Annotated in this window: 31 protein-coding genes and 1 pseudogene; 11 read left to right on the forward strand and 21 right to left on the reverse strand. The window is 60.6% G+C overall.

What is annotated here, in order from left to right; genetic code table 11:
• Positions 1-650, forward strand: a pseudogene (locus GCT19_RS21980) (hypothetical protein); the annotation flags it as partial.
• Positions 651-1,381: 731 nt separating this feature from the next.
• On the opposite strand, the gene GCT19_RS21985 reads toward GCT19_RS21980, so the two are convergent.
• From GCT19_RS21985 to GCT19_RS22020, 8 genes are all read right to left on the reverse strand, one after another.
• The gene (locus GCT19_RS21985) at positions 1,382-2,413 is read right to left on the reverse strand and encodes a CAP domain-containing protein (protein WP_227717618.1); all 1,032 of its coding nucleotides are present in this window, start codon (positions 2,411-2,413) and stop codon (positions 1,382-1,384) included.
• Between the two features lie 197 nt (positions 2,414-2,610).
• Positions 2,611-2,988: a hypothetical protein gene (locus tag GCT19_RS21990; RefSeq protein WP_018432862.1), complete on the reverse strand. Its 378-nt coding sequence runs from the start codon at positions 2,986-2,988 to the stop codon at positions 2,611-2,613.
• 14 nt (positions 2,989-3,002) lie between these two features.
• Complete coding sequence (locus GCT19_RS21995; RefSeq protein WP_018432863.1) at positions 3,003-4,277, reverse strand: RNA-guided endonuclease InsQ/TnpB family protein; 1,275 nt, start codon at positions 4,275-4,277, stop codon at positions 3,003-3,005.
• Positions 4,278-4,410: 133 nt separating this feature from the next.
• Positions 4,411-4,593 carry a hypothetical protein gene (locus tag GCT19_RS22000; protein ID WP_018432864.1) on the reverse strand — a complete coding sequence of 61 codons (183 nt, stop codon included), beginning with the start codon at positions 4,591-4,593 and terminating at the stop codon, positions 4,411-4,413.
• The gene (locus GCT19_RS22005; protein ID WP_321576855.1) at positions 4,590-5,765 is read right to left on the reverse strand and encodes a FlhC family transcriptional regulator; all 1,176 of its coding nucleotides are present in this window, start codon (positions 5,763-5,765) and stop codon (positions 4,590-4,592) included. Before GCT19_RS22005 ends, GCT19_RS22000 begins: the two co-directional genes overlap by 4 nt.
• A 35-nt stretch (positions 5,766-5,800) precedes the next feature.
• Positions 5,801-7,051 carry a coiled-coil domain-containing protein gene (locus tag GCT19_RS22010; RefSeq protein ID WP_018432866.1) on the reverse strand — a complete coding sequence of 417 codons (1,251 nt, stop codon included), beginning with the start codon at positions 7,049-7,051 and terminating at the stop codon, positions 5,801-5,803.
• Positions 7,052-7,137: 86 nt separating this feature from the next.
• Entirely contained in the window at positions 7,138-7,755 is a 618-nt protein-coding gene (locus GCT19_RS22015) for a hypothetical protein (RefSeq protein ID WP_152853150.1), read from the reverse strand.
• A 50-nt stretch (positions 7,756-7,805) separates the two neighbouring features.
• Positions 7,806-8,489, reverse strand: a complete 684-nt coding sequence (locus GCT19_RS22020; protein WP_018432868.1) for a nuclease-related domain-containing protein — start codon at positions 8,487-8,489, stop codon at positions 7,806-7,808.
• A 500-nt stretch (positions 8,490-8,989) separates the two neighbouring features.
• On the opposite strand from GCT19_RS22020, the gene GCT19_RS22030 reads away from it, so the two are divergent.
• The 6 genes from GCT19_RS22030 to GCT19_RS22055 all read left to right on the forward strand — a co-directional run bounded on the left by GCT19_RS22030 (position 8,990) and on the right by GCT19_RS22055 (position 13,080).
• Entirely contained in the window at positions 8,990-9,361 is a 372-nt protein-coding gene (locus GCT19_RS22030; RefSeq protein ID WP_018432869.1) for a hypothetical protein, read from the forward strand.
• Between the two features lie 124 nt (positions 9,362-9,485).
• Positions 9,486-9,914, forward strand: coding sequence for a hypothetical protein (locus GCT19_RS22035; RefSeq protein WP_026228181.1), 429 nt, complete (start codon positions 9,486-9,488; stop codon positions 9,912-9,914).
• An 8-nt stretch (positions 9,915-9,922) separates the two neighbouring features.
• On the forward strand, positions 9,923-10,783 hold the full coding sequence (locus GCT19_RS22040) for a hypothetical protein (RefSeq protein ID WP_018432871.1): 861 nt from the start codon (positions 9,923-9,925) through the stop codon (positions 10,781-10,783).
• Between the two features lie 11 nt (positions 10,784-10,794).
• Positions 10,795-11,364, forward strand: coding sequence for a single-stranded DNA-binding protein (locus tag GCT19_RS22045; RefSeq protein WP_018432872.1), 570 nt, complete (start codon positions 10,795-10,797; stop codon positions 11,362-11,364).
• 247 nt (positions 11,365-11,611) lie between these two features.
• The gene (locus tag GCT19_RS22050; RefSeq protein ID WP_018432873.1) at positions 11,612-12,751 is read left to right on the forward strand and encodes a primase-helicase zinc-binding domain-containing protein; all 1,140 of its coding nucleotides are present in this window, start codon (positions 11,612-11,614) and stop codon (positions 12,749-12,751) included.
• Between the two features lie 104 nt (positions 12,752-12,855).
• Positions 12,856-13,080: a hypothetical protein gene (locus GCT19_RS22055; protein WP_018432874.1), complete on the forward strand. Its 225-nt coding sequence runs from the start codon at positions 12,856-12,858 to the stop codon at positions 13,078-13,080.
• Between the two features lie 72 nt (positions 13,081-13,152).
• Here GCT19_RS22055 and GCT19_RS22060 read toward each other — a convergent pair whose 3' ends face one another.
• The 4 genes from GCT19_RS22060 to GCT19_RS22070 form a co-directional block, all read right to left on the reverse strand.
• Positions 13,153-13,416, reverse strand: coding sequence for a hypothetical protein (locus GCT19_RS22060; RefSeq protein WP_018432875.1), 264 nt, complete (start codon positions 13,414-13,416; stop codon positions 13,153-13,155).
• A 2-nt stretch (positions 13,417-13,418) separates the two neighbouring features.
• Positions 13,419-13,571: a hypothetical protein gene (locus GCT19_RS42850; protein ID WP_018432876.1), complete on the reverse strand. Its 153-nt coding sequence runs from the start codon at positions 13,569-13,571 to the stop codon at positions 13,419-13,421.
• A 105-nt stretch (positions 13,572-13,676) separates the two neighbouring features.
• Entirely contained in the window at positions 13,677-14,042 is a 366-nt protein-coding gene (locus tag GCT19_RS22065) for a hypothetical protein (protein WP_018432877.1), read from the reverse strand.
• A complete protein-coding gene (locus tag GCT19_RS22070) occupies positions 14,039-15,055 on the reverse strand; it encodes a PRTRC system protein D (RefSeq protein ID WP_018432878.1) in 1,017 nt (338 codons plus the stop codon). Before GCT19_RS22070 ends, GCT19_RS22065 begins: the two co-directional genes overlap by 4 nt.
• A gap of 1,153 nt (positions 15,056-16,208) precedes the next feature.
• On the opposite strand from GCT19_RS22070, the gene GCT19_RS22075 reads away from it, so the two are divergent.
• Both GCT19_RS22075 and GCT19_RS22080 read left to right on the forward strand, forming a co-directional pair.
• Entirely contained in the window at positions 16,209-17,354 is a 1,146-nt protein-coding gene (locus tag GCT19_RS22075) for a phage integrase N-terminal domain-containing protein (RefSeq protein WP_018432879.1), read from the forward strand.
• Between the two features lie 224 nt (positions 17,355-17,578).
• Positions 17,579-17,884, forward strand: a complete 306-nt coding sequence (locus GCT19_RS22080) for a hypothetical protein (RefSeq protein ID WP_018432880.1) — start codon at positions 17,579-17,581, stop codon at positions 17,882-17,884.
• 88 nt (positions 17,885-17,972) lie between these two features.
• On the opposite strand, the gene GCT19_RS22085 is transcribed toward GCT19_RS22080, so the two are convergent.
• The 9 genes from GCT19_RS22085 to GCT19_RS22120 all read right to left on the reverse strand — a co-directional run bounded on the left by GCT19_RS22085 (position 17,973) and on the right by GCT19_RS22120 (position 22,973).
• Positions 17,973-18,644, reverse strand: a complete 672-nt coding sequence (locus tag GCT19_RS22085) for a Lar family restriction alleviation protein (protein WP_018432881.1) — start codon at positions 18,642-18,644, stop codon at positions 17,973-17,975.
• Positions 18,645-18,745: 101 nt separating this feature from the next.
• The gene (locus GCT19_RS22090) at positions 18,746-19,606 is read right to left on the reverse strand and encodes a phage Gp37/Gp68 family protein (protein ID WP_018432882.1); all 861 of its coding nucleotides are present in this window, start codon (positions 19,604-19,606) and stop codon (positions 18,746-18,748) included.
• 12 nt (positions 19,607-19,618) lie between these two features.
• The gene (locus tag GCT19_RS22095) at positions 19,619-20,074 is read right to left on the reverse strand and encodes a hypothetical protein (protein WP_018432883.1); all 456 of its coding nucleotides are present in this window, start codon (positions 20,072-20,074) and stop codon (positions 19,619-19,621) included.
• Positions 20,075-20,144: 70 nt separating this feature from the next.
• Complete coding sequence (locus tag GCT19_RS22100) at positions 20,145-20,504, reverse strand: hypothetical protein (RefSeq protein ID WP_018432884.1); 360 nt, start codon at positions 20,502-20,504, stop codon at positions 20,145-20,147.
• Between the two features lie 78 nt (positions 20,505-20,582).
• Positions 20,583-21,134, reverse strand: a complete 552-nt coding sequence (locus GCT19_RS22105) for a hypothetical protein (RefSeq protein WP_152853152.1) — start codon at positions 21,132-21,134, stop codon at positions 20,583-20,585.
• Between the two features lie 98 nt (positions 21,135-21,232).
• Complete coding sequence (locus tag GCT19_RS43440; RefSeq protein WP_227749315.1) at positions 21,233-21,460, reverse strand: hypothetical protein; 228 nt, start codon at positions 21,458-21,460, stop codon at positions 21,233-21,235.
• The gene (locus GCT19_RS22110; protein WP_227717619.1) at positions 21,379-21,963 is read right to left on the reverse strand and encodes a DUF1173 family protein; all 585 of its coding nucleotides are present in this window, start codon (positions 21,961-21,963) and stop codon (positions 21,379-21,381) included. Before GCT19_RS22110 ends, GCT19_RS43440 begins: the two co-directional genes overlap by 82 nt.
• A 113-nt stretch (positions 21,964-22,076) precedes the next feature.
• A complete protein-coding gene (locus GCT19_RS22115) occupies positions 22,077-22,766 on the reverse strand; it encodes a hypothetical protein (RefSeq protein WP_018432887.1) in 690 nt (229 codons plus the stop codon).
• 9 nt (positions 22,767-22,775) lie between these two features.
• Complete coding sequence (locus GCT19_RS22120) at positions 22,776-22,973, reverse strand: hypothetical protein (RefSeq protein WP_013094767.1); 198 nt, start codon at positions 22,971-22,973, stop codon at positions 22,776-22,778.
• Between the two features lie 505 nt (positions 22,974-23,478).
• Between GCT19_RS22120 and GCT19_RS22125 the strand changes: the two genes are divergently transcribed.
• Positions 23,479-23,700 carry a hypothetical protein gene (locus GCT19_RS22125; RefSeq protein WP_018432889.1) on the forward strand — a complete coding sequence of 74 codons (222 nt, stop codon included), beginning with the start codon at positions 23,479-23,481 and terminating at the stop codon, positions 23,698-23,700.
• 73 nt (positions 23,701-23,773) lie between these two features.
• The gene (locus GCT19_RS22130; RefSeq protein WP_018432890.1) at positions 23,774-24,331 is read left to right on the forward strand and encodes a hypothetical protein; all 558 of its coding nucleotides are present in this window, start codon (positions 23,774-23,776) and stop codon (positions 24,329-24,331) included.
• Positions 24,332-24,339 lie beyond the last annotated feature (8 nt).

Genomic DNA, 24,339 nt, shown 5'->3' on the forward strand with positions numbered 1-24,339 from the left:
ATCCGCTGGGCAATGTCCCGGCCGCGATCCTTGCGACCAATGGGCCAACCTCGGACGGTAACTCGGTCTATATCCGTCGCGACGGCGCGCTGACCTGGACGGGAGACCAGAACGTCAATCACGTGAGCCTCCACAACGTTCACGACCTGGATGCAGAGGGGACGGTAAGCGCGGCGAATGTTGGAGCCACGGGCGCTGTAGCCGCAAGCGGCGCGGTAGCTGCGGGCACGACCGTCACCGCTGGTACGACAGTCACCGCGGGCACCACTGTCGGAATGGGCAGCGTTGGCTGGCCACGAACCGCTTGCCCGGCGGTGAATGCCATGGCCGGGGCAAGCGACGGGTCGGGACTGATTCTGTCGTGCCAGAAGCTGTCGGGCGTTCTGCAATGGATGCCGGTTGGAGGACCGAAGCTTTGGTACGGCTATTACCCGATCGAGACGGGTTCGGGAGTGGAGATTCCAATGCCGAGTTGTCCTGCAGGCGGTACACCCGGCATCTTCGTGTCAGGCAAGAGCTTCCAGGTCGATCCGACGGCAGCCGTCAAATTTCCGGTCTACGGTGCGGGCCCGTGGACGGTGTACATCACGGACGGCAACGATACGCCCGTTGCAGGAACTGCGGTCGCCTCGACGTATTGCTACTACTAAGGAAAAGGAATGAAGCTTTTAAGAAGGATCGGACTCTTGCTGTGCCTGGCTTTTGCGTCCGGCACGTCGATCGCAGGGCCGGCAAGGTGCTCGCCAGGCAACCAGGACTCGAGCTGCGTCGGAATGATCACGACAGCCTGGCAGGCGCCGCCGACGTGTCCGACAGACGCCGGATGGACGACCGTAGCGGCGGCGCAGTGGATCGGCTCACAGTACTCGGCGCCGCAATGCAACTACCAGGCACCGCTGACGTGCCCGAGCGACTACGCTCAGACATCAGCGGCGTATTGGACCGGATCAGCGTGGGTTCCCCCGGTTTGCGTCCCTCGGGCTCCGGTGCCCCCCCAACCAACGCTTCCCCAACTTTCAGGGGTCTGCTCAAGCGCGCTTAATGAATTTGGCGTCTATTCAACGTTTTCGACAGCGTTGTTAGACGGATTACCGCAGCCTGTGCGCTATGGCGGGTATCAGCCAAGTCAGGGCACCACCTTCGTCAAAAACTATACTGGTGCTTTTGATACGATCTGGGCGTACGACGCGAATGGCAGTGGGAACGTTGGCGAATGCGACTTTCAGGCGGGAACTGCGACACTCATCGACGTTGTCTATTGGTTCCCCTGGCAATATGACGGAGGTTAAAGAAAGTCCACCGTTGCCCAATTAAAAAAGGGGTGCAGTCCGCAAAGACTGCACCCCTTTCTTGTTGAGACACGTCAGCAAAGATATGCCGGTTAGCTTCCTGTCGTGAACGAGCCGGTTCGGCTGAAAGGCGTGCCGTTGATGGTCCCCGAGAGCGACACGGAATACTTCGTGTTTGCAGTCAGCGGCGTTGCCGAGTAGGCGCGGGCTTCAAACGTTTGAATCAGCTTGTTCGGGTCGGTCGAAGCATTGAGAACTTGCAGGCTGACGACATTACCCAAGGTATCGGTCAGGGTTCCGGACGTCAGTACAACGGTATCGCCAGGATTTGATGCCACAGCCAACGCGGGTCCCACCGTACCGTTCGAGTTTGGCGGGGTGGGCGATTCACCGACATCCTTATACGGAACGCCCGTTGCGCCATCGCAGGGGAACATCAGCGGAACACTGCCGCTCATCTTTTGCAGATTTGCGGTCGTGATAACACCATGCGCTTCGGGGAAGTTGCTGTAGGTAGTCTCGTTCCAGCCAATGCCGATTTGAGTAACCGGCCACACGAAAGCCCCTATGTGATAAACACCGCTAGCCCATGCGTTTGCGATGTTTGTTCCGTAGGCCGCTTCGCTCAGCGTGGCGCCCGTCCAGTATCCAGCGCTTTCACCTCCAATGGACACCGTGCTTGCCGGATAGCCCACCTTCGTGGCGCGATCCGCATACGTGACACCCGTGTAGCCCGCATTGGTCGAGACTTCAGAATCGGTGATAGTGCCGCCGTTATTGCCGATGTAGTCGGCGTGCGCTTGCGAGGCGCTATCGAGCTGCGTGTTTTCCGTCAACGCAGGGAAGCCGCACCGCTGCCGTTGCTGGTTGATCGTGTTGAAAATAGCGAGTTGCGCGCTATCAGCAGCGTACTGCGGCGTGGTTACGTTTGCGCTGGTCGCCGTAGAAGCTGGCGGGGTGCTGCTGCTTCCGTTGTTGTTGCTGCTGTCGCCGTTGCTGCTACCGCCGCTGTCACCGCCGCCGCCGCCGCATGCAGCGAGAGTAAGCGCCGCCGCGAAAGAAATGGCTGTCAGAGTGGAAATGTTCTTGTTCATTATTGAATCCTTGGATTTGTTGTTGGCCATGCCCCTTGCACGACTTTGATTCCATGTTATCGAGCTAAGCGCAAAGTCAAGTCGCGTCCGGTCGCTCTCCCGAAATCGTCGGACGATCGCACCGTGGCCGGATTGCGCATTCTATTGATAACGGACATTCCTCGTAAGAATTGAGCAAGTCGCCCAGTATGTGGTCCCGAGATGCCCGCCGGAGAGGCGGTGAACGCTCAGGTGCGCCGTCGGCGACGCCGCCAGTGAAACACGCGAAGGCCCGCGAAGGCCGCGATGAGCAGGCCGCCGGTCGCAACAGGCTGGAGTTTTGCCACGACCGGGATGAGGCGCGAAGCCATATAGAGGCAGAAAAAGACGACGGCAACCCGGCCAAACCACGGTGCGCTCAGCATCGAGAGAAGGCGCGAAGGTTGGCGACCGGCCCATTCCTGGTATCCCTCGTTGACCGTTTTCAGGTCGAACCCTTCGGCCAGTCGGGCCCGCTCGTCGCGATAGAACTGCTCATACTGCTCGAACCGCCCGTCACCGCGGCCGTCGAGCCACGCGGCGTTGCTCTCGGGCGCGAGATAGTCGAAGTCTTCCATCGTCTTCATGAACTCTCCCACCGCTAAGCGCCTGACGGCGTTGTAGCGGGGGTTTCGCGGGTCACAGACTTCGACTTGCCGCGTTTCCGTGGCAGAGGTTTCCGTCTCGCCGCCACGCCTGTCCCAGGCGTGAGCGCATCGATCAGCACGACCGACGCTGCGTTCCTGTCGCGGGGCGCTGTATGCCCGCAGGAGCATACGTGCGTGCGTTGCGCGAGCGTCTTGGGAACAATTCCCCAGCACGCCGCGCAGCGCTGCGACGGTTTGAGTTGGCGCGTATTGGACAGATGCAGCGTCGAACCAGTGTCGATAACTTTGTAGGAGAGCATCTGATGCGCCATGCTCAGGCCCGCCGAGAGGATTTCCCGGTTAAGGCCTGCTTTCTGTTTGACCCTCCGGCCAGGCGCGTCTTTCGTGCCTCTGGCCGAGCGGGTCATATTCTGCGTGCGAAGCTCTTCGGTCGCGATCACCGCACAGGTCATCGCCATGCGCGTCGTTTCTTTGTGCAGGAAGTCGCGCCGCAGGTTTGCGATGCGCTCATGCAGCGTGCTGATCTGCACGCTCAGGCGCTTGTATCGCGCCGAGCCTTTCTTCTTGCAAGCGCGCTCGCGCTGCAGTTGCGCGAGCTTCGGCAGTTCGTTCTGAACGAAACGGGGATTGGCGATCGTCTCGCCGTTATCGAACGTTGCCCAGTCCGTGACACCGAAATCGACGCCGCGATGATCGTCGCCGGTGCGCTGACGCGCGCAGGCTTCGGCGGAAACGCGCAGCGTGATCGATGCGAACCACTGCCCGTTGCGCCGCGTGATCGTCAGGTCGTTCGGCTTCACGCCCTCGCCGAAGCGATGCTTGCCGCGCGCGCGGAGCGACAGGGCACTCTTGCCACTGCCGATGCGCAACGTTGCGCCACGCCCGCCCAGTTGCATGACCTTCCAGCCCGCCGGATCGGGGTAGCAGAAGCCGGTGAATCGCCTGTGCGACTTGAAGCGCGGGAAGCCCGGCGCCTGGCCCGCCTTGACGCGCCGAAAGAATGCCTGAAACGCGAGATCGAGCTTACGCAAGGTCTGTTGCAGCGCGTGCGAACCCAGCTCGACGAACTCGGCGCGTACCGCCTTGATTTCGGGCAGTGTGTTCTGCTGGTCGAAATAGCTGAGGGATATACCGTGTTTGCGGTACGCGTCGATACGCTCCTCCAGCGCCGCGTTATACAGCTCGCAATGCAGGCGTACCCATGCCGTGAGTCGCTCGGCCTCACGCACATCTGGATACAGCTTGAAGGTGACTTTTCGACGTTCCATGGTTCTATCGTAACGGGAAAAACGGGAAGTCAAGTTCGCCCGCTAGACCCCCTCCTGTCCGGTCGGCTCACGCCTGGAGGTTCGCTAGCGAATCGGCCGTACTAGCAGGGGGAATGCGCTGGCTTTTGTTCAGTCAGTGCACCCGTCCCGCAAGCCATGCGACGACGCCGACCGCGTCCACAATCACGTTACCGTCTGCCTCCGCATGGAATGCACCGGTCTCGGGGTTCTGCCAGCCGAACTGAGCCTTGCCGTCTGCGCTGAAGACGACCAGCCCGGCGGGCAATTCCGATTGTTGCGCGATGTCAGGCGTCACGCGTTTTTCCTCCGCGGCTTTTTCGCATTGAGCTGCTGCAGGCACGCAGGACATGCAAAGCGGTTATGTACCTCGATCTTCGTGTCGTTGTTCGAGACCACATAGTGCGTGGTACAGGAACGGCAGGGAGCAACGGTCAGTCGGGTGTCGGCAGCCATCGAACGGGTCAGGTTCCAGCCGCGATCGGCAGAGATGAGCCGGCTTTCGAACAGGCGCGCATAGATATCGTTCGTCGCAATGAGCGCCTCGGGTGCGTTGGCGTCCATCGCGATCGCCGACCGGTACAGCCACATATAGGTTGTCGCGTGCAGGCGGTGAAACGGGCTCTCGACGAACCACGGCAGGGACGTGGCGACGTTGCCGCACGGCGAGCTTCTGCCATGGATCTTCTGATAAAGCGTTCGCATCTGGTGCTGGTTCAACTGGAAGAGCGTGGAGGCTGTCGAGGCGCGCAAGCCATGCGCCATCATGGCGGCCGCGAAAATTTCATTGGTCGCCCGTCCCAGCCGCAGCCCACTCCAGTCGGCCCGGATCGGCAGCTCGCCCGCGCGCGCCGGCGATGTGCGCATGATCAGATGCGCAATCATTTCATCGGTCAGGCTGCTTGCGGCAAACTCGTACCAGAAGGTGGGACTGTTAAAGCGCCAGCGGAACAGCGGCAGTCCTTGCATGCCACCCAATGCGAGATTGAGCTTGTACTGCGGCACGGACCGTAGATAGTTCGCCAGTTCCGTCGTGATTCCGAGCAGGGGCGCACACAGCACGCTCATGTTCAGCACCTGCGTGACCAGATTCAGAAAGGCGACGTTCTGATGGTTGACGGCATACAGGGACAGGTGATCGAGCGGCGGAGTTTTGCGACGCAGGATGTCGACGGCCACGGTGGTCGGCGTCTGGTCGACAAAACAGCGCCAGTCTTCGACGGTTTGCAGCGTGGGCTCGACCATCAGGAAAGGCGTGCGCAGCAGGTTGCGCAATGAGGCCTGATTCAGCTTGAGCTGGTCGATCTCCTCGCGGGATATGTTCAGCACCTCGCTGAAGCCGCTGTCGTGCCGCAACATCAGCTTCAGGTGGTCGACCAGGTTGAAGTTCGTCACCTGAATCACTTCATTGAGCCAGTCCGGGACGTAGAGCCGCTCGACCGCGCGGTAGTTATCTTTGTTTTCCATCATTTATTTTTTTCTCTCTTATATCCAGCGGCCGGCAATCAGGCGGCGCGTGCAGCAGCTTGCAACTCCCCGTGAAACTTGCCGACGAGATCGGCCAGCGCCGTGAACAGACCGGCGAAGGCCTTATGTGCGCCCTCTGCGGTAACCAGAAGCTGTGCGCTGTGGTAGTCCTGCATGAAATCGCCGAATTTCTGGAGCAGCCCCTTGATCTTCTTCTCCAGCACCTCCTGCGCTTCGATCCTTGCGGCCTCCGCGTTCCGTCGTTGCTCGAGCGCGGCAACCTCCGCCCGCATTGCCTCGGCCTTCTCGCTGGCTTTCTTGAAATCGTCCATCGCGCTCTGCGTCGCTTCCTGGAGATTCTTGATGTGTTCAGGCAGCGTCGGCACGGGGACTTCCTTGGTCTGCACCTTTTCCGATGCTGCGCGCAGTTCGTTCGTCCGGGTGGTCAGTTCGCGCTCGGTATTGGCAAGCTGGTTCTGCAGCACACTCAGCATCCGCTGCGCTTCGGCGAGCTCAACGAGCGTGCCATTCGCGTTTTTCTTCTCCCGCTCGATCTGCTGTTGCAGGCGTTTGGCTTCCTCAGTCAGGCGATCACGATCAGATTTCGTGTCGTCAAGCTCTCCCGCGACATCCGATAGCTGATTGGTCACGACGTCAAGGCGTGTGTCCTTTTCCGCAAGCTGCTCACGAAAATCGCTGATGAGCTTCTTGATTTCCCGCTTGCTTAACTCAGGGTTCTCCTTCTTGGCATCGACGACCATATCGATGATGTCGTCCCCGATGTCGTTGCTGGTCAGCAACTGCATGTCGCTGAGGGAAAGGATCTGCACTGCGCCGACGTTCGAGCTGAACTTTTCGTAAACCTTGATATAGAGCTTCACCCACGAACGTGAGCGCCGGAAAACCTGCTCAAGGAAGCGGTAGACGAGTTCCGTAGCCGCGCTTCGGGACTTGGGCGTATCTCCGAGGCGGCTGACAAAATCGTTCTGCACGGAAATCATGATATGGGCGAAATTGCCGCCGATCCGCATATGCTCCTGCAGGATCTTGCGGGTCGAGTGCGCGACTTCTTCGCTTTCGGCCACGATCGCGGCGACAAGTGAGTTATCCAGCTGGCCGGCAAAGAACTGCCGCGCGGCCTGACTGATTTCGCTCTGGTTGGGGATGTGCACGAAGGTGGGGGGCAACGACTCTTCCAGCGCATCAGATCCGTCTGCACCGCCTGCGTCGAGACGGGTCGGGTCGAACTCGTCGTTGTTGGCTTTCTTCGGGTCCTTGCTGTTGCTCATGATGGTGTGTGTCCTTACTCGTTTGGGGGGAAGCCGGTTCGCAGGTGTTGCGCAAAGCGAAGCCGATGGAAAGTCTGTCGGTGACGCTATGCGTGCGAGGCCGCGTGGTAGTTGCCCGGCCTGCGATAGGCGTCGATCAGCCTTTTGACTTCCCGGGGCGGAAGGCGCGGGTCAGCTTTTCTGGCTTCCACGATGAAGGAGACGAGTTCATCGCTCGCTCGGAAAAGCAGGCACATATCGGCCAGGCGAAGGTGCCGGATGGCTTCCGGATTGGTCCCGAATTGCTGGTGGCACCGGAGGTGGAGCCTGGCGCTGAAGCGGGAGAGCTTCAATTCGCGCTCGACGAAGCTCAATGCCCAGTTGGTGGCGTGCTGCCGTACCAGAGGCGTGTCGCCGAGGTTCTGCGTCCGGTCCTGCTGGACAAGATGCACGATGTCGGCAATCGCCTTCGCGATCATCATGTGTAAGCCGGCCGCGGAGCGGTCTTCTGAAGAGTCTTTAACGTTTTTCATTTCTTTTCTTTTCTGTTCTGTTTCCGTGTGGCGTGACGCTGCACTCTGACCTTTCTGATGCGCGTAGCACTCATCCCTTGGCCAGAATACGCTTCGTTTTTCGCCCGTTTCGGCTGAAAGGCGCACGATTACATGCAGCTTTCCGGTGAATCGGCACTTATTGCTCGAAGCAAACGTTGAATCGGCAAGCATTCGGCAACCTTTAGAAATTCGGTGTCATTTATTTAGGGTTTTCCCTCGGTTCATGCGGATTGCATGACGTGTATGCGATGCACATGAATTGCCGCGTCACCGGTGACAGCCAACGCCTGAATTGCGCGCCAGGCGTGGTGCACGTTCACCGGGAGATCGCCCCTCGCGTCGTGGCGTGCCTGGCGGGCTCGCAGCCATTGATGCAGGTCGGTGCGACGAATGAGATTGGCGGGGAGGGCGGCCGAAATCTCGCAGCGGGCACTCGCGAACACACCCAGACCTTCAACCGGCCAGGTGCCGGGCAACACACCCCGCAGGAAACCAACCTTGGACCGGTTCTGGCGAAGCGGCGAGCGGCGTGTTTCGCGTTGGCCGTCGGCGCCGATGCGCACAACGGTTTGCGCGTCAGGGCCTGGCAGGATGCTGCCCGCCCAGTTCTTGGTTTCGATGACGAAGATGCCGAAGGGCGTGATCGCGAGATGATCCAGTTCTGCCGTCGGAAACTCGGTCCCCGGCGCGTGGTTCAGCAGCAGGGCGCCCGGGTGGAGATAGAAGTTCTCGCCGCACAGCCATTGCAGCGCGGAGCGAAGTTCCGCCTGCACGAGCGCCTCGCCTTCGTCGCCGCTTTTCTGGTTGCGCGTCGCGGGTGCGGTGGTGGAGTCTGGCTTGCGTTGGCGGGTGAGTGCGCGCCAGGCGAATACGCAACCGGACACGACAAGGATGGTCGTCAGCATCGTGGGAACCTCGTTGAGTGGAGATGAGTTCCAGTCTGCCGCGTAATTTTCGAAGTCAAGTCGTCGCGGAATCGACGCAGAAACCTGGAAGCTTTCTTTCCGGCTTCATGCAATCCCGAAAAGCTATATGGTTTAGTCGAGCTTTCTGGGTTAAGGCCGTCAGCCGGCTGACGCAATGGCGCGAGCAGCCGCCAGGTGCGAGACCCGCCTGCCTTTTAAGCTGCACGACTTTCGCGAGCATTCACATCTGCTGCGAGGTTCGCGCGCGGTAATCTAGGCTCATCTCCGCGTCGTCCCCGACGCATCGACATGCGTGACGGTAGTCGCGCGTCTGCACTGCATTCCCTTCATCTTTGCTTCAGCGCTGGTGTTCCCGTATGGGCCCTTTCCGGGTTCCTACGAAAGCGCCTCGCGCCGAGTTTCCTTGCTCGTCCCGAGCATCGAAACCACCGGACGTTGTCCGGACATTCCCTTGTGCGTGAATTTTTCTGGAGAGAAAAATGCTGAAAGTTCTGTTCAACGGTGCCCTGAAGACACCGGGCAAGCTGGTCGCCCTTTGTCTGGTCGCCTATCTCGCGACCATTTCGTTTGTGGTCTCCGGCCTGCTCATGCTGCTCGCTGCTCGCTGGGTGTACAAGGCGATGATGAAGAAGGCCAAGGAAATTGAAACTGCCGAAGCCGAAGCGCAAGCCGCACGCATCGAGACTGAAAAACTCGCTGCTGCTGCCAGAGCTGCTGACGCCGCGAAAGCTCGCACCGCTGCCGTTGCACACGCAACTGCGGCTGCGAACGACCCGGCTGCTCAACCGGCACCGATGAAGCAATATGCAAAATCGGCTGTCGTTGTTCCGTTCAAAACCGGTACCCAATAACCGGGGTACTGTCACCATCTACCGTCACCAGGGCTTATGCCCTCGGTGACGGCACCTCAACCCATGCCGGGAATCCATTCCCGGTTAGGGTCATTGGATTGCCGGCCAGACACCGGAGCAATCCATGGAAACGCATGTGGCTGCCTGGCAGCTGGACATGTTCGGCGATTCCTCGCCGGTTCTCGTCACTACCCCCCGGCCTGACCCTCTTCCCGATCCACAGTTCTGGAGCGCTACGGTTCGCGACAGGATGATCGACGTCCTGATCTCCTTTGCGAGTGACAGCCGTCGCGGCGACCGCATGCCTGAGTCGCTGATGGACTGCGCGGAACTGCTCTCCGAGCGTCTGCGTAACCGCAAGATCGACGTCGACGACTACCGCGCGACGCTGGGCTGGATCATGGGTTACTGGAATGGCGCGCTGCCTTATGTCTACGTCTGCAAGGTCAACGGCATTGATCCCGAGACGATGCAGGACGTCATCATGAGCACGCCCCTGCTGGCGCGCGATCTGCGTGAGCTGCAACGCATGTGCTTCGGCACGTTGTTGTAGGAGGCAGCATGGCAAACGCTGGATCACTCCTCACCCGCGTACTCGCGGACCTCTTCCCCGGCAAATCCGCCGCACAACCCACCTCACCATTACCCCAGGCCAGCGCACCGGCCGCACCCGTCCAGACGCCCGCGCCTCACACGACCGGTAGCGTCGGTGTGCCGCACGAGATAGGGCAGGGAGCGGCAAACGAAACGGTGGTGACGATCGGTGACACGCCGCACCTGTTCGTCGACGAGGGCGATCACATTGTTGAGTTCATCCCCGCCTTCGATGACCACACCGAGGAAACCGAGTTCGGCCTGAAGATCGTGCCCGATCTCGCTCCCCACTGGTCACAGGTGGCTTCCCATCGTTGCACGCTCAAGGATGCGATCGTGACCGCGATTCGTGGGGGCAGCACATCGGGGGGCGGCACATCGCTCAACATCCCGAAGTCGGAACCACTTGACACGAATGAAGCGCCGACCCCTGAAGCTGGGCTTGCTGCTTCGCACGTGAGTGGCGATGAGGACCGGCCCGCACGCGGCAGCGCCACGCGCGCCCGAACGCGAGGGGAGTCGAATGACGCCGCGGTGACGGGTCGCATCCTGTCCTGGGGAGAAGAGCGGTTCCCGGATCGCAACAGGCCCGGGCGCTTTTACAAGTCATTCGCCATGCACATCGACACGACGACCGGCGAGCGCACGCTTCAGGGTGAAGGCCTGAAGGACGCAATCGCGGAATGTCACTGCGTCGTCGGTGATGTTGTTTCGGTGCGGCGCCTGCGCAAGATCAAGGTCCCGGCATTCCGTAGCGATGGCAGTCCGGTCATGGTCGAAGGCAAACAGGTCATGTGGGACAAGTGGCTATGGTCAATTACTAAATAGAGGAATCAAGAATGGCATCAGTCAATAAGGTAATTCTCGTCGGCAACCTCGGCGCAGACCCTGAAGTTCGCTATCTTCCAAGCGGCGACGCTGTGGCAAACATCCGTCTTGCGACGACCGATCGCTACAAGGACAAGGCCTCAGGCGAGATGAAGGAAGCGACCGAGTGGCACCGCGTCTCGTTCTTCGGGCGCCTTGCCGAAATCGTGTCCGAGTATCTGAAGAAGGGCTCGTCCGTGTACCTCGAAGGGCGCATCCGCACGCGCAAGTGGCAGGCGCAGGACGGCACCGATCGTTACTCGACCGAAATCGTCGCGGAACAGATGCAGATGCTCGGCGGCCGCAGTAGTGGCGACAGCGGCGGTGACTTCGAACAGCGTGGTGGCTCGCGTGCCAGCCGGCCCGCGCCGGCCTCGCGTTCCAGTGAATCGCGTGCGCCGGACAATATTGGCACCCGCGCGCAACCTCCGCAGCCGTCTCATGGCGGTGGTGGTGCTCCGCGTGGCGGTGGCTTCGATGAAATCGACGACGACATACCCTTTTTTGGTTTTCACACGCGTTCAGCGTGGTCGATCATCTGATCCCGGAAAGGCTCACCGTTCCTCCAGTTCTTCTCCCGTAACACCTCACCTTCGCAACGACACGCCTTCGGGCGTGTCGTGCGACGGATCTTCTGCAACGGCCGTTCGCGCCTGTCTTCTATTGCAATCCAGCCAGCACGTCTGCTGAAAAAAGCCGCCCGCCAATGCGCGGACCGCTTTTTTGAGCGCGCGTTCTTACGCCTGTCTCAGGCACCGACCTAACCCACTTCCGCACAGGAGAGTGACTATGAGTTTGAATGGAAGGGAACTCACGCCCGAGCAGTACACGTGGCTACAGCGCAAGCTGAAGGAGTTCACGCGCTCCCCGGAGCAATGGATTTCGCTTCTCGTGAGCTATGGCGTGCCTGCTGACCGATTGACCGGCAAGGCATGTGCGTGTCCCGTTTGCGGCGGCGACGATCGCTTCACCTACGACAACAGGCGTGGGCGAGGCGACTGGGTATGCCGCCATTGCAACAACGGCGATGTGATGGCGGGCGACGGCCTTCAGCTGATCACACGTGTTAACCGGATGGGGCTGTACCGGCTGATGCGCGAGATCGACGGTGGTTCTGCGCCGCGGGCGATCCGTTTGGCTGGCACTGCTGAACCGCCAAAGCCGAAGCGTAAGGCAAGTCCGGAGTTCACCGCGAGGCGTCTGAGCTCGATGTGGGATGCTGCAAAACCACTGTCGGCGGGCGACCTTGTGATGCGCTACCTGGGCGCCCGCGTGCCCGGCCTGTGTGTCGCACCGTCGCCGGCGCTGCGGCTCGGCATGCTCAAGTACCGGCACGAGAAGAAGGTGATCGGCAGCTGGCCAGGCATTCTCGCGCGGTTCGAAGTGCCCGATGGACGTCTGGGTACGCTGCACCGGACGTTTCTGGAACGATCGACGCCCGCAAAGGCGCTGATCGTGTCGGCCGAGGGCGAAATCCTTGACCCGAAACTCAACGACATGACGCTCAATCCGCTTGCGGGCGGAGCAGTGCGTCTGATGGAGCCAGTCAATGGCGAAATCGGTGTCGCCGAGGGGCTCGAGACGGCCTGTGCTGCGCACATGCTGTTCGACGTGCCGACGTGGTACTGCCTGAACATCGGTCTACTGCGTCAGTTCGTTGTGCCGGAAGGTCTGGGTATTCGCGTCGTGCACATTTTTGTCGACTTCGACGCTGTCGATCCAAAGACCGGCAAGTCTGTCGGTGTTGCAGGTGGCGTCGAGCTCGCGAAGCGTCTGACAGCCGAAGGGTTCACGGCCATCGTTCACCGGCCGCGTGTACGCGGAACCGACTTCGCTGACGAGTGGGTTGCACGGTGCGCGAATGCTGTGCCGTCGATGGAGAACTGTCGCGGCGGTGTGAAGGCTGCTCAACTCGCAGCGCTCGCCTGAAGCATTGCAGTAAGCGCGGCTTTCGCCGCACGTCTTTTATCTTGCCCGGTGGGGATATTCCCCGCCGGGGAATATCTCGTCGGGCTATTTTTCTGGAGAAGAAAATGCGCTCGTTCCAGGTTCTCGTGGGTGGGTTCGCGATCGTTGCTACGAACGGTGCCGAAGGCGGCCGTCAGCCGGTCGTCAAGTCCGAAGCAGTGGCGTACGATGTGATTGACCGAAAGGCAACGGGCAATACCCAGTACGCCAGCCGTGACCAGAGTTTCGATGAAGCGTGGGACTTTTGCGCCCGCCGTCTACTTGTTACCGCGGCTCCCCGGCCGCACTGATCGGTATAGAGAAACGGCTCCCCCAAGGATATTGGGGGAGCCGTTTTTTTTCGTCTGCGCGTTTCGCCAATTTCAGGATTTGAGCACCGCCAGGCATATCACCACAACGACGGCGAAGACCTTCCACAGCCGCCAGATTTCGCTGGACCACAGGGCACCCGCACAACCCGCCAGCAAGATGGGCACAGTCAATTGTTCGTTGACGTGCATGCTGGCGAGCTTCGCGCCGAAGATCCATATCACGACCGAAGCGACGAAGATGATCGCGCGGCGGGCGAAGAACGGCAGCGCCATAAACTTCCTGTAGAACGGGACCATCCGGTCGATGAGTTCCATTTTTAACTTTCCTTGTTCCTGTTCGCGTACCAGGCGAGCACATCGTAGCTGTACCAGCCTGCGATGCCGGTGGCCGCGGCCGTCGCAAAAAACACCCACGTGCGCAGCTCACCGAGCGGCAGGCCGCCGCGGACGATTTCGATCAGTTCCAGCATACAACCTCCAGTTGATGTTGCACCGGTGCAAGGCGCGGCGCGCCATGAACACACCGATGCGATAACCCATCTTCGCATCACCAAAGAGAAGTCAAGTCGCCACGCTCAGACGAATGAGCCGAACGCATCGGCTATTTCGTTGACGTCGTAACTCCTGGCCGGGTCGCCGTCGTTGGAAACAACGGGACTCCGTTCGACGCTGGCAGTAGCTTCTGGCACAACGCGCGGGGCCTCTTCCGGTTGACGCAACTGGGCGGCTGCCGGTTGCGTTCTCGACGAGAACGGAGAGTCGCCTGCAAAGGAAGCCGCTGCGTTCATGCCTGCCGATCCTTGCCCGCGGAGGGCGGACTCGGCAAGCGAACGCAGCAGAGCGGCCCGCTCCCTGTATGACGATGCCTGGCTCAGTCGCGCATGGAGAAGCGGCGTGGTCACCGCGTCGATGACCAGCTTCATGTCGAACTTCTCGCTCATGCTTTCGCAGTGGCACGCTCGCGCGTGAGGCCAGCTTCGCCGACGATCAGAAAGCCCTTTGCGTTCGCCATGCAGGGCGACTCGATGACTTCCAGCGTGACGCGCGGGAATGCCTTCCGGATGGCGGGCGCATACAGGGCTCCGCCGCCCCCCGACAGGATGATCGATCGCACATTCGTGAGTTGCCCGACGTTGTTCTGCATTTCCTTCACCACACCGGCGATGACCGGTTGTGACTGTTCAAGGTATGGGTCAAGGTCGATGTCGTTGCCATAGAAAAAGAATGGCTTGCGCTCGCGCAACGCCTTGTCAATGCGTTCGATATCCTCGACCTGTTCGTCCTGGTCGCGCGATATGAGTGCCGCGATCCGTTGATAGATCTGCGATGCACCGCCCGGGATGCCGTCGCTGCGCTTGTCGTCCATCGTGAAGCCATTCGCATAAACCCAGTCGGTCGTGAAATAGCCAACGTCGATGACAAGATGCGCACTGTCCCGACCGAACTCGCTCTGGCGGTTGGCCGACGCAGCGACGAGAGAGCCAAGCGGCTGGGGGATGACTACCACCTTGTCTACGGTAACGCGTCCTGCACCGAAATCGAAGGCGCCTGTGAAGCGGTCACGCAAGGCGCTCGAATACTTCTTCATGTTGTGCACGGGTAGGCCGAGCACCAGACGTTCGATATGTGTCACGCCGGCGAAATGAACCGCGCCGGCGAGCAGGGCCGCGTAGTTGTCGGAGAGGACGAAGTCATTCGAGAGGGCGCGGCCGGTATTGCCGTAAGCGGCAGTCAGGGATACATCGGGACCGACCTCATACTCGATCTGGTCGACGACGATGGTCACGACTTTGCGTGACGCGAGCACGCTGTCGCCATAGCCGGAGAGTGCACGGCTCGCCGCAAGCGGGGCGAGCGACGGAAACATACCGGTGGCGATGCTGCCGCTGGCTGCGCGATGTGCATACTTGGTGTTGCCGTAGCCGACGTCGACTGCGAAGACGGAAGTTTTCAAGATGACTCCATTCGATTTGAGGGATCGCGATGAAGTGACAGAAAACTGACAGATAAGTATCAGTTTGTTCCGCCACATATCGCGTGAACCGGCGAACTATCAGATAACTGACACTTAAGTGTCAGTTTGCGAATCTCGCCGGGGCTTGCTGGTGCAACTGACACTTTTCTGTCAGTTCTGCCTGATTTCGAGTCTATCGAGCGTCCAGCGAAGTCAAGTCAGCAAAGCCAACCGGTTCTGCCCAGCTTTCGGGCGGTGCGTGTGTTCAATTCGCCTCTATCCTTGGGTCACCTACCGCGTCCATGACGCATCGAACCAGAGTGCAAGGCACTCGCACGTCCATATCCCCAGGCCCGCAACGGGCCAGAAACAGGCAAATGACCGGGCCGCACAATGAAGCGGCCTTCTTATGAAGTAAATCAAGTCCACGATGGTCCACCATGAGGACCCCCGGACACTGCGATATCCATACGATTGGCGGCGGTTTGCCGCGATGTGACGCAATGAGGACATGTGGAGAGACCGGACACCGGACACTTTTCGCATGCTCATCTGCGTTTGCACACGCCCTTTCAGCGATGGCTGGGTGCGTTCACGAAGCCCGATACACCGCGGCGGAGATGAACGTGCTTGGGGGCGGGGGAACTCCTGCGGACCGGAAAAGACCGGAACACCGCGATTCCCTGACGGAAGAGGACACGGCGCGCGCGGCCGTACACAAACGCGTATCAGGTTTTGCCCGGCCCATAGCGAGGGGGCGTCACCGCGAAGCGGCGAACGAACCCGACGCGCAAAGCGCCACGCTGGCAGGGTAGCCACGAAGCTGCATCGAGGCGGGATTTACCCGCGCAGCGCGACGGCAGGGATGCCTCGCGAATACGTCGGTGGTGTTTTGCGCGAAGCGCGATGCACGCCGGCAGGCAGCAGGTTGGACAGTCGGACCGCATGCTCTTCCCATGCATCTGGCTGATCGGATGGAATCGCTAAAGGAACGGAAGGCAGGACCCTCGCGCCGGGGAAACGGCGAAGCCGCATGGGCGGCGAAGAAAAGACAAGCCCGCTGATTCGGGTCACGGCATCAGGTAGGGATGCTGCGAACCAGCGGGCACCGGGCAACGATACTGCGGCGAGCTCGCCGCGCGGAGCGTCAACGATGGCCGCCATTCTCAACGTGCGCGCAGTGGTGAACAAATACAGATTCGCTCCCGAGTTCAGGGATGCGCTGCTCGCTCTATTCGATACGCACGTCACGCAGATCCACAGCACCACCCGGATCAGTCACAAGGCGCTGTCGATCAAGACGCAGGAACGTCGGGCGACGGCACTGTGCAAGTCGTTCAAGGAGTTGCGGAAACACGGCTATGCGTTACAGACGCCATGGTCTCTCAAGCACAAGCACGTCGAATGTCTTGTCAAACACTGGGTCGCGGATGGCCAGAGCGGGGGGACGATCGAGAACAAGCTGACGTACCTGCGGGCGATCGCACAATGGATGGGCAAGCCGAAACTGGTGCGAACGCTGGCCGACTATGTTGACCGCCGTGAGCATGGTCTTGTGCGTAGCTGTGTCGCGACAGAGGACAAGTCATGGGAGGCGCACGGCATTGACGCTGCAGCCAAGATCGAAGAGATCGCGCTGACGTGTCCCTATACGGCGGTGCAACTGAAATTGCAGGCGGCGTTCGGTGTGCGCGTCCAGGAGAGTTTCATGTTGCGGCCGGTTGAGGCCGTGCGCGATCCCCAGACGCTCGCCGTCGTACGCGGCACGAAGGGCGGTTTGCCGCGCGAGGTGCCGATCGAGGCGAAGATAGCGATTCTTGAAGAAGCGGCGAGCCTGAGCAACGGCGTGACGGGCTCGACGGTGCCGGCTGACCGGACGCTGAAGCAATGGCGTGACTGGTATTACTACGTGCTGGAAAAGCACGGCGTGACGAAGGCGGGTCTGGGTATCACGAGTCACGGCTTGCGCCACGGCTACCTGCAATCGCTCTATGAGCGGACAGCAGGAACGCCGGCGCCGATCAAGCGGGCCGGTGAGCGTCCAGATCCGCAGGTGCACCAGGAGGCGATGCGCCGCGTCGTTCAGGCGGCAGGCCACAGCCGTGTGACCAAGGCGAATGCTTACCTGTCGACGTTTGCGAAACAGGAGCGGCTACAGAGGAAGTTGCCGACGGTCGATGAGGTTCGCGAGGCGCTCAGGATTGCCGAAGGCAACAAGAGCCATGCCGCGACGGCCCTTGGTATCTCGCGTCAGGCGCTCTATCGGATACTCGGGGCGGCAGGGGGGAAGGAACCGTAAATTGAGACGCCATATCCCTGATTCCGCTCAGTCGGCGTGCCGCAGAATGGAATCTCTCTCAGGTTCTGGCGGCGGCCGTCAGACCGTTCAAGCCGGCTTTCACAGCCGGCTTCTTTTTTTTACATTTCCGCCGTTCAGCAGTTGTCATACGCCAGCATGGAAACGCCGGCACTCCTGACTCCTATACTGCTTGGGGGCAGTTCCCCGCCAACAGGAGTGCGATCATGATTCTTGTCGACTCAGGTGGAATTCAAGAGGTACAGCTGGCGAAGCTGCTGTTCGAGGACGGGCATTATCGGTACTTCAATACCTCCGAGCAGTTGATCTCCTATCTCAAGTTGAAACCGGACCAGAAGTTTCAGCTCTATGCTGTGGATTCGGGCATGACCCTGTACGACAGGGGCGATCCGAATCAGTCACTTTACGGATACGACGCGGGTGACGTGTTCTGCGGAGAGGAGGTCTGGTATGACTCGAATACCGGAAAGGTCAAGACAATCAGTCCAGGTGATCGGACATGGGGAGGCTGATCGGGTGACCTCGACCACGAGCGCGTACAGAGGGCAACCACCGACGCGGCGGATGGCCGGTCACGACAGTCTGATGACTCTCTCTTACTCACCAACGATCACGGTCGGGCATTGCGTCGACAGCCAGTGCGATGCGATCTTCAAACAGACACTGGTCATGCTCGCTGGGCGACGGGATCTTCGGAAACTGTACGTAGCGTTCGCCGTCGATATCGACCCACTTGGCCAGTTGCACGAGCTTGCGATAGCGTGCGGCGTCTTTCAGGACTGGATCGATCGGCCAGCTGTCGATCGTTGACACTGTAGCGTCGACGAGCCTCTGGGCGAGCATGGCGAATAGCGGGCCGCGCGTTTCCCAGTCTTCATCGTTGCGCGCGAGCATGTCGATGACCATCTGTGAATCACACGCCCCGAGCTCTTTCTCGATCAGGTCACGCAGGTCGCCCTCGGTGATTTTCGGGCGACTCAGCCGGCGGTTCCAGATATGAGCACATCGGGTCATTGCAGATTTCTCGTCCTTGCCTACGGGCAGCCACGGCGTTGACATGCCGCAGTCCGAGCAGTAGATGCAGACCAGTTTTTCGGTTTGGGGAGCAAATGCGGGGCGGGGCATGACGTCGCCGATGACAGGCGGGCCGGCGTGACGGCCATATTTGCCGTAGTCAAAAGGAGACGAACCGGTTTCCGCGACGACCCGTTGGGAAAACCCAAGGGTGCCGCGGCCGCCGCAGTGGTCGCAGGGATAGAGCTGTTCGTACATTGTCCGGGTCTTCGCCGTGCATTTATTGGGAGATATTGGCAGGCATTATCGTTGGACATTGGACGCGAGAAAAGCCGATTTACAACCGGAAAAGCGCCGCTTTATGTATGAAGAATAGTTTCAGGAAAATCGTCATGAACGCGGCCGTCCAGTTCGCGACCGGCGGCTTTCTTGCCGACGCGGTCCATCGGCTGTCTGGAGGGGTTTGAGCCGGGCGCCCATTCGCCCCATTGCTTGAAGAAGAACGGCACCTCTGCGGAAGCGCATTGGTCGCGCAGCGAGCGTGCCCAATCGGGATGCATTGGCCGGGCGCCGTGTCCGCTTTCGCCGCCGACAATCATCCAGTCGAGCGCCTCGAGGGCGTTGGTGTGGTCGCGCCAGTCACTGCCCGCGAACATGCCTTCGAAGCTCACCGGGCCCAGCAGCGGCTCCATGGAGAGGAAGCGCACCCGCGCTGGCACCGCAAGCAGCTTCGGGATGTCGCGATCGGCCTCGGCCTGATTGACGACCGTTGCGCCGAGCCAGACGTTGTCGCGGCCCGCGAGCCAATCGCGCGATCGCGCGCGAGCGACCATGTCGGACACATTGCCAATGCGCTTCGTGAGCAACAGCCAGTTCAGGTTCGGCGTGCGCTCGATCAGCTCGAACAGATCGCGGCGCCATAGCGGATCGACCTCGTTGTCGAAAACGTCGGCGAGCGATGCGCAGAACACGCGTTGGCGGCGACCGTGCGTCGCAAAGAACTCATCATGCTGCGCATTCCACAGCAGCGGCTTGCGCCAGTTCGCGGCGGAGGTGCGGCGACGTGGCGCGCCCGGGCCCCAGTTGATGGGCGTGCCGCCGGCGAAGCGCGCGTTGCGCGTTTCCGCATAACAGTGATCGCAACCGGGGCCGACCTTCTGGCAGCACTCCCACGAATTGAAGGTGTGGTCGGTCCATTCGATCTTGCTGTTCTCGCTCATGCCGGCTCCCGCTCAGACAGTTTCGACATCGTGAGACTGTACCGCCAGCGTGCCGCACTGGCGGGCGCGCTTTTCGATCGCGTCCAGCCACGGAAGAAACGCCGCGTCGGCGAGATCGGACGGCGCGCAGATCGGGACGATCAGATGGCCGATCTGATCGCCCGTCGAATTGATCGCGTCGATCGTCTTCGCGTCTGGCACGACCCAGAAATACCAGCGCTGCACGAAGTACCACCAGGTTTTCGCGCGCTCGAGTTCGGCCCATGTCGCACTGAAATCGAGGACCGACCCGACTGCACTGAAAAACACGCAGCGCACGCCATTGGACGTTGTCGCTGCGACGACTATCTGGCGACCCGAGGAAAGTGACTGCGGATCGTGACAGGCGCAGCCCAAGGCGGGGTAGCGGCCCAGCCAGTCGAGCGAGCGCGAGGTAGCGCGTTCAAGAAAAAAGCTTTTGCCGAGCATGGAGGACTCCGTTAGATAGCCCGATCGGGAACCGGGCACGCAATTCCATCGTGCCGATTCGACCGGAAAGTCAAGCTTTCTGGTTTGTCGCAGGAGAGGCCATCTGTGACTTGTAGGGTAGTCGTTGTCCGGCGCGCCACGCTTTACGCAACGCCGTCCTGATGTTTTCAGACTCGTTGGGATAGTGACGAAGCACCCATTCGTTGCTCAGGATGCGTTCCTCGTCAGTCCAATCGCCGAGCTCACCTACTTTCGATTCATCGAGGGACGCGAGTGCGTTGTCGATCCGGAGTCTGACGGCGTTCAAATGCTCCTGCAGCGCGAGAAGCCATTGGCGCACAGAATCGGGTCGACCGTTAAGAACGAAGGGTGATGTCGCATAGCGTGTCAGGTTGAGGATGTCCTGGAGGATCTGGGATATCTGTTGCACGGTGACTCCTGTTCGTTGGGTTGCGGCGGGCCGAACTGCCACCCGGCGCCGTGTGTGGTCGCGGTGCGTCTGCCTCCGTCAGTCTGTGTAGCCGTACCGATACCGCTGAAGCAGTGCGCCGTACTGGCGATATGCCACTATCCAATCCGTCGCAAATGCGCGGCGTGCATCGTGAAGGCTGACTTCGCCGTTGCACACGCCCTTGTAAAGCGCGAATTCCAACTCGTCCTTGCGATCCGCGTTCCATTCGGACTTGCGCGGCTGCGGCCACAGATTGCGAGGATCGGTCGGATTGCCGCCGACGCTGAGCGGAATGAGGTGGTCCTCCTCGAAGTCGCGTGGGTTGGTATCCGTGTATCCGTATTGCCGGATCTGGAGCTTCTTGAGCCTGTTTGTATAGAAGGCGGGCGGTCGCACGGTTTTTGGCCAGCCTCTCACACAGATGGTGCTGCCGATGTTTGCCTGCGTCACGTCCGGATTGATCGCGCCCGGAGTGAGCCTGGGATCGGGCAGATCGGCAGCAAAACAACTCGCCGACGATAAGAGCACTGCAGTCGCGAAAATTGATTTCAGCTTCATGTAGCCGTCCGATTTACGGTTGTCGCGGTGGCTTGCCCTTGTCAATTGCATGGTCGGATTCCTGTTTCTGTGTGTGTTGTTGATGCGCGCGCCGGGGTCGGTGTGCCGCCGCGGCAATGTATTTCCAGGTTACCGGGCCTATCGTGGAGTCAAGTCGCCCGCGCATCGCCAGGCGGCGGGATCTGCACGTGCGCGAGCGGCTCGCGATCGACCTCCCATTCGACGGCCGGAATGCCGCGCGCGAGCTGAAGCACCCGCTTTTCCTCCTTGCGCGTCTCGTAGGCTGGGACGCCGTTCATGCCGTAGACCTCGACGTGCGTCTGCGCGCCGGCGTCGCGCAACACGAAATCGGGCAGCATGTCGTCCTGTGGGGACATGCGTTGCACACGCCCCAGTGGCGTGTCGTGCTCAGTCCTGTCCACTCATTGAGGCGGGCTTCACACCAGAGGGTCTGCAGGAAGGCGAGCAGGGTAGCGGAGCGTCGGCCTGGGCGGTTTGACGTTTGTGCCGGTGATGCGCGGGAACCTGAGTTCGTCTCGCGCAGGGTGAGCGATGCGTCCAGCTTGACATTCAAGCCGGCGGGCGTTGCGATGATCGCTGCCTTGCTGTCGCCGCCACCTGCGGGCTTCGCGGCGCTCGGGTCCTTGTGGAAGGCGCATCCTCGCGCGTGCCGATGTCCATCGTCCGGCCACCCTGCGAGATGTAGCAGCGAACCGTACCGCCGGATAACGAGTTGCAGTGGGGTGTCGTGCCTCGCACACAGACACACGGCATGTCCGGGCGCAATCTTGGCGCGTTCCAGGCGCTTCACATAACGGGCCGGGTTCTCCTGCACATCGGCAAGCGGGAATCTGCCGCCATCAAAAGCTACGTCTGACATGGTTTCGGTCCACCATAGAAAATGGCCGCACAGGGGCGGCCATGAAAGCGGGTTGGTAGGAAACGGGTATTGCTACCTTCGGGCTGATATTCGCGCGGGATGCGGTTCTCACGTCACGCGAGTGAGAGCGAGGCGCCCGGCGCGCGCAGCGTCATTTCGCCGTCAGTCGCGCAATCGATGGCGAGGCGGATCTCACGGTGCGCCGCACGGCGGAAGACGTTCTCGAGCCCAAGGTCGAGGCCGAAGGCGAACGACAGTCCAACGGCAATCACAAAGGCGATCTGGGCTAGGAGGATGAGCGTGGTCGCAAAATTCGCCAGATCGCCCGGTTGCAGGTGGACCATTGCCGAGATGGCAGTCTGGAAAGTTTCCGGTGCTGTCCACGCGCAGAAAAGCGCCAGCCAGAACAACAGCAGCGGCGTGAGGACGAGAGACGCTGCCGCGCCGCGGCACATGAACGCGATGATGTTGGCGAACTGGGCGACATAGTTGCGCGGATCGCGCAGCGCTTCGAGTTTGATGGCAATAGCGTCGGCTTCGCGGATTTCGCCAACCCGAACGCCGTTAATGAAGACGGCCTGGCGGGCTGACGTGCCCGTCTTGCGGCTGGCACGCTTAACCAGTCCGCCAATGATGCTTCGCCGGTTCATCTCGACGATCAGGGCACCAACCACTGCCAGGCACACCGGCTTCAGGACGCCGTCCGCATGAAAGACCGGCAGGAGAAAGGCGAACAGGCAGGCGGCGACGGCGGTGGTGAAGGCGACACTCCCTGTGGTGTTGCCGTTGAATCGGGCGATCAATGCTGCTCCTCAGACGATGATTTCGACTTGCGACTCGGACCTGCGCCAGAACGATCCGTCCTCCATGTCCATCACGATCACGGTGCCTGAGTCTTTGTCGTGTGCCGTGATGAGCCCTTCGCCGTAGCGTTGGGGGCCGGTCTGATAGATTACGCGCCGGCGCCTCAGCGACGAGGGTTGGTGCGTGTTGTCGGTCGGCTCGGACATAAGGCGTGGTTCCGGGGCGCCCGCGCGCGGGCATTTCTCATTGTCGGGCGCGGGTAGGAACCGGGGTGGCGCAAAAGCTCAAGCGTTTGCGCGAGCTTTCCAGCAGATCAATTTCCGGCGAAAGCTATATGGTTTAGTCGAGCTTTCCGGGTTAGGGCCGTTAGCCGGCTGACGGCAGCGCGACGTGATGGGGTGCGTGCCTTCCAATTGATCACGGGTCTGCCCGCCTTGCCAGGTGGCACGCGCGCACAGATATCCACAGGTTTATTAAGCGAAACGGTGGATATCTTGCCGCGATGGACACGTGAGTCTTCTCCGAAAGCCGCATCGATTTCGCCGTCATTCCGGTCGCAGTGCCGTGCCGTTGGCGATACGATCGACTCACCTACCGCGTCACTGACGCATCGACAGAATGCCCGCAGCACGCGGGCTCTCTTCATTCACCCCGACGGGTTTCACACCCGTTGCGGGCGTGCTCCCGTCAATCGAAACGACCGGGAGCATCATGAACCTCAATCGGCTGCTTCGCATCGGCATGCAGATGCATTGCCTATCGTACGAAACACACGATCGCCTGCTGCGGATCGTGAAGTCGAAGAAGCGGTATTCGACCCATTGCCGCGCAGCGGCCCTGCGCCTTCTGGTGGTGGCAGCACCCGAATCGGTGACTGGCGGACTGGCATTCGCCGAGCGTCGGCGTCGGGTACGCAACCACTACGGCATCTAGGACATCCATTAACCCCGTGGGGCACGCCCCTCGGGGCATGCCTCGTCTATTTTTCGGACCTTGGGCATGAGCAATGAGCAAAAACGCCGCACAACGTAAGCACGATCTGACCGCGGATTCGTGCCAGAAAGAGCTGGTGAAACTGATCCAGTCGTTCTCATACGGGCATCATCTTCATACGGTGTTTTCCGACTTCGTCGAGTTGAGTGCGCTGGCGATCAGCAACAGTGTGGATCGTGCGCAGTTCGATGCCCGCGAGAAGCGCTACCTTGATATCGTCGGCAAGTACAAAAAGGAGGAAGTCGCGAAATTCCCGCAAATGCTTGGCCTTCTCGTTGAGTCGTTCGAGCTGCGTGTGGCGATGATCGGCAAGCCAACGTCAGGCGCTCAATTGATTGGCGGTGGCCTGACGGACGTTCTCGGCGAGACCTACATGATGCTGGGGCTCGGAAACGACAGGGCAGGCCAGTTCTTCACGTTATGCGAACCTGTGCATAAGGTGAATTATGCGAAGTCGAAGATTATGCGAAGCCCCCACAGGGCGCTCGGTCCAGAGGGCATCACGGGGCAACGAAGCACTGGATGGACATTGCATAAGAAACGGCGTCTTCTTTGGGTTCAACCCCCGTAAGGAGTTCG

The sequence above is a fragment of the Paraburkholderia atlantica genome, assembly GCF_009362785.1.
Lineage (GTDB): Bacteria > Pseudomonadota > Gammaproteobacteria > Burkholderiales > Burkholderiaceae > Paraburkholderia > Paraburkholderia atlantica.